The following is an 8,253-nucleotide window of genomic DNA, read 5'->3' on the forward strand; positions in this document are numbered from 1 at the left end:
GGCGAAGGCGATCGCCGCGGCGACCTCGGCCCTGGTCCGCGCCCAGATCTCCGCAAAACGCTCCGGCGCGACCGTGCCGGCCGCGGTGGCCCCGCTCTCCAGCAGCTTGATCGCGTCGCGTTCCTTCCAGGCGTCGATCTCCTGCTGGGTGCGGTACGGGATGCGCAGGCCCTTGACGCCCTGATGATCGTAGTAACGGTAGGTCTTGGCCTCGACCAGCGTCGGGCCGCCACCGGACCGGGCCCGCTCCACCGCGCGCAGGGTGGCCGCCCGGACCGCGGCCGCGTCCATACCGTCGCAGATCTCGCTCGGCATGCCGTAGGCCGCCGCGCGATCGGCAACGTCGGTGAGCAGCATGTGCCGGGCCTGCGGGGTGAACTCGGCATAGCCGTTGTTCTCGCAGACGAGCACCACCGGCAGGCGCAGCACGGCGGCGAGGTTGGCCGCCTCATGGAAGCTGCCGATGTTGGAGGCGCCGTCGCCGAAGAAGGCCATCGCGACGGTGCCGTCGCGGCGGTAGGCGCCGGCGAACGCCGCGCCCACCGCGATCGGGATGCCCGCGCCCACGATCCCGTTCGCGCCGAGCATGCCGATCGACAGGTCGTTGATGTGCATGCTCCCGCCCCGGCCGTGGCAGTAGCCGTCGACTCGGCCATACAGTTCGGCGAACATCCGGCGGAAGTCCGCGCCCTTGGCGACCGCATGGCCATGCCCGCGGTGGGTGGAGGTGATCTGGTCTTCGTCCCGCAGCGTGCTGATCGCGCCAGCGGCGACCGCCTCCTGCCCGACGTAGAGATGCAGGAAACCGGGCAGCGTGCCGGCCTCCATCAGCCGACCGGCCTCGGTCTCGAACACCCGGATGCGCACCATCCGGCGGTGCAGGTCCAGGAGCACGCCCGCGTCGGCGCTGGCACCGGCGTCGGCGTTGGTGCCGACGCGGGCGTTGGTGGCGGCGACGGCCGCGGGCTGGGCGGGCCGGGCGCTCTGGTCGGCCGCGACGGCTCGCGTCATGATGCCTGCCCCTCTCTGCCTGGCCCGGCGGCCGCGCACAGCGGACCGCTGTGCCGTCCGAGCATCCGGGAGTTTGTCGAAATGGACTCTAGTAAGAGATGCCTCCCCACACCAGACTCATAGCCGGTATTTGTCGTTGGCCTCCGCCGCAGGAGTGCCCGCCCCGCCCGCCCCGCCCGCGGCGCCCGCGGCGGAACCCGGAACTGTTTCTTGACTGCTCTTACAGTTATGGGTCTACATTCGACATGACCGGCAAGCACGCAGCCGGCAGACGTGAGAAGCGGGGCGGTGAGGTCCGTTGGAGCTGGTGGGGATCGGTGCGCGGGCACGGCGTGAGCCGGCTGGTGTCGCCCTCGTCGACGACACCAGCCGGCTCACGTGGGCGGAGCTCGCCGACCAGGTACGCGCCGTGGCTGCCGAGATGCTTGCCGTCGCGGACGGTGACGGAGCGCGGGTCGCCGTCACCGGTGAGAACCTCATCCCAACCCTTGTCGCGCATGCCGCGGGCATCTGCGCCGGGGTCGGTACCGTGGCGCTGTCCCGCCAGCTCACCGCCGGTGAGTTCGCCGACCTGCTCGTGGACGCCGGCGCGGTGGCCGCCGTCGCCGGGCCGGCTGGCCGCGAGGGCATCGCCAGGGCCGCCACGTCCGCGCGGTTACGTGCCGTAATTGTCCACGGCGTCTCCCCCGGACAGCACCCCGGCTGGACGGACTGGGCGGACTGGACGGGTAGCGACCGGCCGTTGCCGGCCATCGCCAGCCGGCCCGCCCGGCCGCCTCTCGTCTACACATCCGGCACCACCGGGCGGCCGCGGGGCACCGAGGTGCGCTGGACGGCGCCGACCCCCGGCACCGCGGCCGGCTATGCCGCCGCGCTGGCTGCCCGCTCGGCCTTCCCGCCCGGCCCGCATCTCGTGGTCGGGCCGCTGGCGCACAATGGCCCGCTCAGCTGCCTGCGCCATCTGCTGTCCGGGCAGCCCGTGGTCATCCTCGGCCGGTTCGACGCGGAGAATGTGCTGCGGCTCATCGAGGCCCACCGGGTGACGTCGTCGGTGCTGGTCCCGACGCACTTCGCCCGGCTGCTCGCCCTGCCCGCGGACATACGCGGCCGCTACGACGTGACCAGCCTGCGCAGTGTCTCCCACACCGGGTCGGCCTGCCCACCCGACACCAAACGGGCAATGATCAACTGGTTCGGGCCGGTGCTGGTGGAGTCGTACGGAGGCAGCGAGGCGGGCACTGTCTGCCGTATCACAAGCGACGAATGGCTTGCCCGGCCCGGGTCGGTCGGGCGGTGCGTACCACCGTTCGAGGCGGTCGTCCTCGACGCGGACAACGCGCCGGTGGGCGCCGGCGAGATAGGTGTGCTGGGCTTTCGCGCCCCAGCCGACCGGGGCATTCGTTATCACGGCGACCCCGTCAAGACCGCGGCCGCCTACCTCGCGCCCGGCGTGTTCACGCTCGGCGACATCGGCTTCGTCGACGCGGATGGGTACGTCCACATCACCGACCGGCTCGCGGACATGGTCGTCTCCGGTGGGGTGAACCTCTACCCGGCCGAGTGCGAACGTGTGCTGGCCGACCACCCGGCGGTCGCGGACGTGGCCGTGATCGGTGTGCCTGACGCGGACCTGGGCGAGACGCTACGGGCGCTGATCGTGCCCCGTGGAGAACCGCCGGGCCCAGGCGAGCTCGACCGCTTCTGCCGGCTGTCGCTCGCGTCGTACAAATGCCCCAAATCATATGAAATGCTCGCCGAGCTTCCCCGTAACGCCATGGGGAAGCTTGACAAAAAAGCGTTACAACGTTCTTACTGGCGCTCTGAGCGCACCATCGCGGGATGACATCCCGTACATCGGGGCAGCCCACCAGGCATCATGATCAGTCATGATGTCCAGACGGGGCCGCCCGCGGAGAGTGCGCCCATCCGCACACCCGCCGCCCGGCTGACCAGACAGGCAGCCGTCTTCTGATCTCACCTGAAACCTGATGATGCTCTCTAATTAAGTGAAGTTTACTTATACTTCTGATAACCTCCGCTAGGTCGACATCAGCGATCACGGAGGTATCAGGCGTGTGGAGTGAGGTTGTCCCGAACCTGCTCATCGGGTTACGAGAAGGCCTGGAAGCGGGCCTGATCGTCTCGATTCTGGTTGCCACGCTTGTGCGTGCCGGCGAGCGGGCACGCCTGCCCCAGGTCTGGACGGGCGTGCTGGCCGCTGTCGCGCTCTCCGCGAGCTTCGGCGCCGTCCTGACCTTCGCCGCCACCGAGCTGTCGACCAAGGCCCAGGAAGCGTTCAGCGGCATCCTGAGCCTGGTCGCGGTCGGGTTCGTCACCATAATGATCTTTTGGATGCGCAGCTCGGCGCGGGCGCTGTCCAGTGAGATCAGCGAAAAGATCACGGCTGCCCTGGCACTCGGGCCGGGCACGCTGATCATCACCGCGTTCCTGGCCGTCGCCCGGGAGGGGCTGGAGACGTCCCTGTTCGTCTGGACGACCACCCGCGGCGCGTCCGAATCGGTCGCTCCGCTGCTCGGAGCCTGCGCCGGCCTCGCGCTCGCCACCGGTTTGTGCGTCGGCATGTACCGGCGGGCCGTGAAGATCAACCTGACGAAATTCTTCACGCTCACCGGCATCGGGCTCATTGTGATCGCGTCCGGCGTGGCCGGCTACGGCCTACGCGACCTCCAGGAGAGCGGCATCCTGCCCGGCATCGACGCGGCCGCGTTCAACCTCGGCACCACCATCGACCCGAGCTCGTGGTACTCCAGGCTCATCGAGGGCATCTTCAACATCACGCCACGCATGAGCGTGCTCCAGGTCGTCGGCTATCTCGGCTACCTGATCCCGGTCATGGTCCTGTTCGTCCGGGGTGTCCGCCCCGCCCCGGCGGCATCCGCCGCTGTGCCGGCAGCCGCCGGGGCCGAGGTGCCCCAGCCGGCGCCAGCCGAACCAGCACCAGCACCAGCACCAGCACCAGCGGCTACCAGCTCACGGCGGGTGCCCCGGTGGGTACTCCCAGCGGCCCTGGTGGCGGTGCCGGCCGTTGCCGCTGGCGGCGCCATCCTCGCCCTCGGCCCGTCCGCCCCAGCTGGTGGCACGACGATCGAGGCGACCTCCACTTCCTGCGTCACCGCCTGGGAGGCTCCGCATCCGGGTCGAATGATGTTCACTGTCCGCAACACCGGCGGGCAGGCCATGGAGATACGCTTCATCGACCCGGCAAACGGGGCGATCCACGCCGAGATCGAACTGCTCGCGCCGGGCACCAGCCGGACACTGTCCGTGACCATCGGTGGCGGCACCTATGCCTGGCAGTGCCTGTCCGACGGCGGGGAGCCCGTCGTCTCGGCGAGCCGGCGGGTAGCCGGGTCGAGCGCTGGCGGGCAGGCGATCATCCCGGTCACCGAGGAGACCGTGAAGGCACCGGTGGAGGCCTACCGGGCGTTCGTCACCGCCGGCCTGGCCACGCTGCAACGCGACACCGACACGCTCCGGGCTGACATCGAGTCAGGTGACCTCGACGCGGCCCGTCGCGACTGGCTCCCGGCCCATCTCAGCTACGAACGCCTCGGCGCCGCCTACGGCACGTTCGGCGATTTCGACGCGTCGGTCAACGGCCAGCCCGCCGGCCTGCCGGACGGCGTCAGCGACCCGGACTTCGCCGGGTTCCACCGCGTCGAGCACGGGCTGTGGCACGGCGAATCGGTGGACTCGTTGAAGGCGTCCGCCGCGACACTCGCCGATGCCGTCAGTGCGCTCGCCAAGGCCTTCCCGACCCAGGAACTCGATCCGAACGACCTGGCCCTGCGCAGCCATGAAATTCTCGAGAACACCCTCGAGTTCCAGCTCACCGGTGCCGCCGACCAGGGCAGCAACACAACGCTGGCAACGGCCGCGGCGAATGTGGACGGCACCCGCGAACTGTTGACAATCATCACACCGCTGCTGGCGGCCCGTGCGCCAGCGACGCTGGCGGCCTCCGAACGCGAGCTCGACGCGTTCGGATCGCTCCTGGCACGGATCGCCCACCCCGCCGGGACCTGGATCGCCCCGGCCGCCCTCCCCCGCGCCGACCGGCAACGCTTGAACGGCAGCCTCGGCGCGCTGCTGGAAACCCTCGCGCCCATCCCGGACATCCTGGAAATCAGGAGCACCGGATGACCGGGTCCGGCCTGCCCAGCCCCAACACCAGCCCCAACACCGACCTCACCGGCTCCTCTGCCGCACCGTCTGCCGCACCGTCCTCCGGAGTGCCACCCATCATGGCCGAAGCGTCCGAACCATCACCGCCGCCGCGGCAGGCAACCGCCGCTGACACCGCCACCACAGCCGCCACCAGCTGTCCGGTGCCCCGGCGCCGCGCCGGGTTCGCCGGGGGCGCGCTCGGGCGCCGCTCCTTTCTCGCTGGCGCGCTGGCCGCGGGCGCGGCCGTGGGCGCCGCGGGCACCGCGCTGGCCACCACCGCCAACGCCAACGCCGACGCCGGCAGCCCCAGAAGCTCCGACGAGGTGGTCGCCTTCCACGGGAGCCACCAGGCCGGGATCATCACACCACCACCGGCGGCGGCGATGTTCGCGTCCTTCGACGCGATCACGACGGACCGGGCCGGGCTTGTCGACCTGTTCAGGACAATCACCGAACGGGCCCGTTTCCTGACTGCCGGCGGCACCCCGGTCGACCTCGGCACGACCGCCCCGCCGTCGGACAGCGGCATCGTCGGGCCCGTGGTGCCCCCGGACGCGCTGACCGTCACCGTCGGTGTGGGCGCATCCCTGTTCGACAACCGCTTCGGCCTGGCCGACCGAGCGCCGCGTCACCTCACACCGATGCGCACCTTCCCCAACGACAACCTGGACGCCACGCAGTGCCATGGCGACATCAGCCTTCAGCTGTGCGCGCACAGCCGCGACACCGTGCTGCACGCGCTGCGTGACATCGCCCGGCACACCCGCGGCGGCATGCAGCTGCGGTGGCGCATCGACGGCTTCCAGAACCAGCCCCGGCCGTCGGGAGCCCAACGCAACCTGCTCGGCTTCAAGGACGGCATCGCCAATCCGGACGTGACCAGCGCCGCCGAGCTGGACCGGCTGGTCTGGGTGCACGGCGGCGACGAGCCCGCCTGGACCACAGGCGGCTCCTACCAGGTTATCCGGGTCATCCGGATGCTGGTGGAGTTCTGGGACCGGGTCTCCCTCAACGAGCAGGAAATGATGATCGGCCGGCGCCGGGACACCGGCGCGCCGCTGGACGGCACCGCCGAGACCGACACCCCGGACTACGCGGGCGACGCCGACGGAAAGATCATCCCGCTCGACGCGCACATCCGGCTGTCCAACCCCCGCACCGCCGAGACCGCCGGCTCCCGTATCCTGCGCCGCGGCTACAACTACGACCGGGGCATCGACACCAACGGCAACCTCGACATGGGCCTGGCCTTCTGCTGCTACCAGCAGGACATCGCCCGCCAGTTCGAGGCGACCCAGACCCGGCTCATCGATGAACCGCTGGTCGACTACATCAGCCCGACCGGTGGCGGCTACTTCTTCGTCCTGCCCGGCGTCCGGGACGCCGCCGACCACCTCGGCCGTGCTCTGCTCACCTGACCCTGGACGCCGGCCTGGCCGGCAGAGGACGAGCTGGTGGCGGGCCGGGACCAGGTAACACCGGCCCGCCACCGGCCATGATCGCCGCTATCAGGCACACACCCAATAACCGATTCCGGGCCTGCCCCGGACCCGGCCTACCGTCTTCGCTCGGTCAGGCCTTGACAGCGACGGCTACCGCGTCGGCGAGGCTGGTGGTGGGGCGGCCGAGCAGGCGGCGCAGGTCGCCGCTGTCGGTAGTCAGCTCGCCGCGGCCGATGCCGAGATCCGAGTCGGCGAGCAGGCTTGCGAAGGCCTCGGGGACACCAACGTCGACGAGAGCTTTGGTGTACTCCTGGGCAGGCAGGTTCTGGTAGACGACCGTCCTGCCGCTCTGGCGGGAGACCTCGGCGGCCAGCTCGGTCATCGTGAAGGGCTCGTCACCGCCCAGTTCGTACACGGCGCCCGCCTGGCCGGCGCCCAGCAGGACGGCAGCCGCCGCGGCGGCGAAGTCGGCGCGGGTGGCGCCGGCGATCCGGCCGTCGCCCGCGGCGCCGAGGAGCACGCCGTGTTCGAGCGCGGGAGCGAGGTTGTCGGTGTAGTTCTCGATGTACCAGCCGTTACGCAGGAAGACGAACGGCAGGCCGGAGTCGCGGATGATCGACTCGGTGGCCTTATGCTCCGTGGCCAGCGCCAGACCGGTGGTGTCGGCGTTGAGGATGCCTGTGTACGCGATGAGGCCGACGCCGGCCGCGACGGCCGCATCCACGATGTTGCGGTGCTGGGCCGCGCGCTGGCCGACCTCGTTGGAGGAGATCAGCAGCAGTTTGTCCGTGCCGGCGAGGGCCGTGGCGAGCGTCTCGGGCCTGGTGTAGTCGGCCTCCCGAACCTGCACGCCGCGGGCGGCGAGGTCGGCGGCCTTCTCAGGGCCGCGCACGGCCGCGACGACGTCGCCGGCGGGCACGCCGCGTTCCAGCAGCTCCTCGATGACAAGGCGGCCGAGGTGCCCGGTGGCGCCGGTAACAGTGATCATAGCTTTCTCCCTGGCGGCCGATCTGGCGTTGCCTGCCCGTGCGGTAGGCACTCCAGGAGTGTACTAACTATTTGTAAGTGCAGTTATATTGGTTAGTACGGTTGATGGGGATGGCGCCCTGAATCGCTACAGTGGGTACCATGAACCGCTCGACCCCTACGACGGCCGCGTCCGCCGACCCGGCGGACGCTCTGGCCGCCGACGTCTTCGCCCGCGCATGCCCTTCGCGGCGGACGATGGAGACCGTCACCAGCAAGTGGGGGGTCCTCGCCCTGGCAGCGTTGACCCAGGGCGAATACCGGTTCAACGCGCTGCGCCGCAGAGTCGACGGGGTCAGCGAGAAGATGCTGTCGCAGACGCTACAGGCGCTGGAACGCGACGGGTTGGTCCGCCGGGACGTCCAGGCGACCATCCCACCACGCGTGGAGTACAGCCTGACGCCGCTCGGCGTGCGCATCGCGGCGAAGCTGCGCGAGCTGATAGAGCTCATCGAGAGCGAGATGCCCGCGGTGATCGCGGCCCAGACGTGCTACGACCGCGCGAAGCCCCCTGCCTCGTCGGCCTGACGTTCCTGGCGTCAGGCTGCCGGACAACGTCTGGCAGTGCCTGTTCACCATTGCCGAA

General features: G+C 70.3%; 6 protein-coding genes. 4 read left to right on the forward strand and 2 right to left on the reverse strand.

Going from position 1 to position 8,253, the window contains the following annotated elements; translation table 11 throughout:
* A partial coding sequence (locus tag MJ783_RS05310; RefSeq protein WP_239308799.1) for a thiamine pyrophosphate-dependent dehydrogenase E1 component subunit alpha occupies positions 1-1,011 on the reverse strand: 1,011 nt, incomplete at its 3' end.
* A gap of 307 nt (positions 1,012-1,318) precedes the next feature.
* On the opposite strand from MJ783_RS05310, the gene MJ783_RS05315 reads away from it, so the two are divergent.
* The 3 genes from MJ783_RS05315 (at position 1,319) to efeB (ending at position 6,617) form a co-directional block, all read left to right on the forward strand.
* A complete protein-coding gene (locus tag MJ783_RS05315) occupies positions 1,319-2,854 on the forward strand; it encodes an AMP-binding protein (protein WP_239308832.1) in 1,536 nt (511 codons plus the stop codon).
* Between the two features lie 230 nt (positions 2,855-3,084).
* Positions 3,085-5,175, forward strand: coding sequence for an iron uptake transporter permease EfeU (gene efeU / locus MJ783_RS05320; RefSeq protein WP_239308800.1), 2,091 nt, complete (start codon positions 3,085-3,087; stop codon positions 5,173-5,175).
* A 101-nt stretch (positions 5,176-5,276) separates the two neighbouring features.
* Positions 5,277-6,617 carry an iron uptake transporter deferrochelatase/peroxidase subunit gene (efeB, locus tag MJ783_RS05325; protein WP_370651449.1) on the forward strand — a complete coding sequence of 447 codons (1,341 nt, stop codon included), beginning with the start codon at positions 5,277-5,279 and terminating at the stop codon, positions 6,615-6,617.
* 154 nt (positions 6,618-6,771) lie between these two features.
* Here the strand turns inward: efeB and MJ783_RS05330 are convergent, their stop codons facing one another.
* Positions 6,772-7,629: an SDR family oxidoreductase gene (locus MJ783_RS05330; protein ID WP_239308802.1), complete on the reverse strand. Its 858-nt coding sequence runs from the start codon at positions 7,627-7,629 to the stop codon at positions 6,772-6,774.
* Positions 7,630-7,769: 140 nt separating this feature from the next.
* Here MJ783_RS05330 and MJ783_RS05335 point away from each other — a divergent pair, with 140 nt between their 5' ends.
* Entirely contained in the window at positions 7,770-8,195 is a 426-nt protein-coding gene (locus MJ783_RS05335; RefSeq protein ID WP_239308833.1) for a helix-turn-helix domain-containing protein, read from the forward strand.
* Positions 8,196-8,253: the final 58 nt, after the last annotated feature.

The organism is Protofrankia sp. Cj3 (genome assembly GCF_917627355.1).
Lineage (GTDB): Bacteria > Actinomycetota > Actinomycetes > Frankiales > Frankiaceae > Protofrankia.

Bases quoted from the DNA above. Each gene is read 5' to 3' on its own strand.
- MJ783_RS05335 (WP_239308833.1), top strand. From the start codon at position 7,770: ATGAACCGCTCGACCCCTACGACGGCCGCGTCCGCCGACCCGGCGGAC.
- efeB (WP_370651449.1), top strand. From the start codon at position 5,277: ATGGCCGAAGCGTCCGAACCATCACCGCCGCCGCGGCAGGCAACCGCC.
- MJ783_RS05330 (WP_239308802.1), bottom strand. From the start codon at position 7,629: ATGATCACTGTTACCGGCGCCACCGGGCACCTCGGCCGCCTTGTCATC.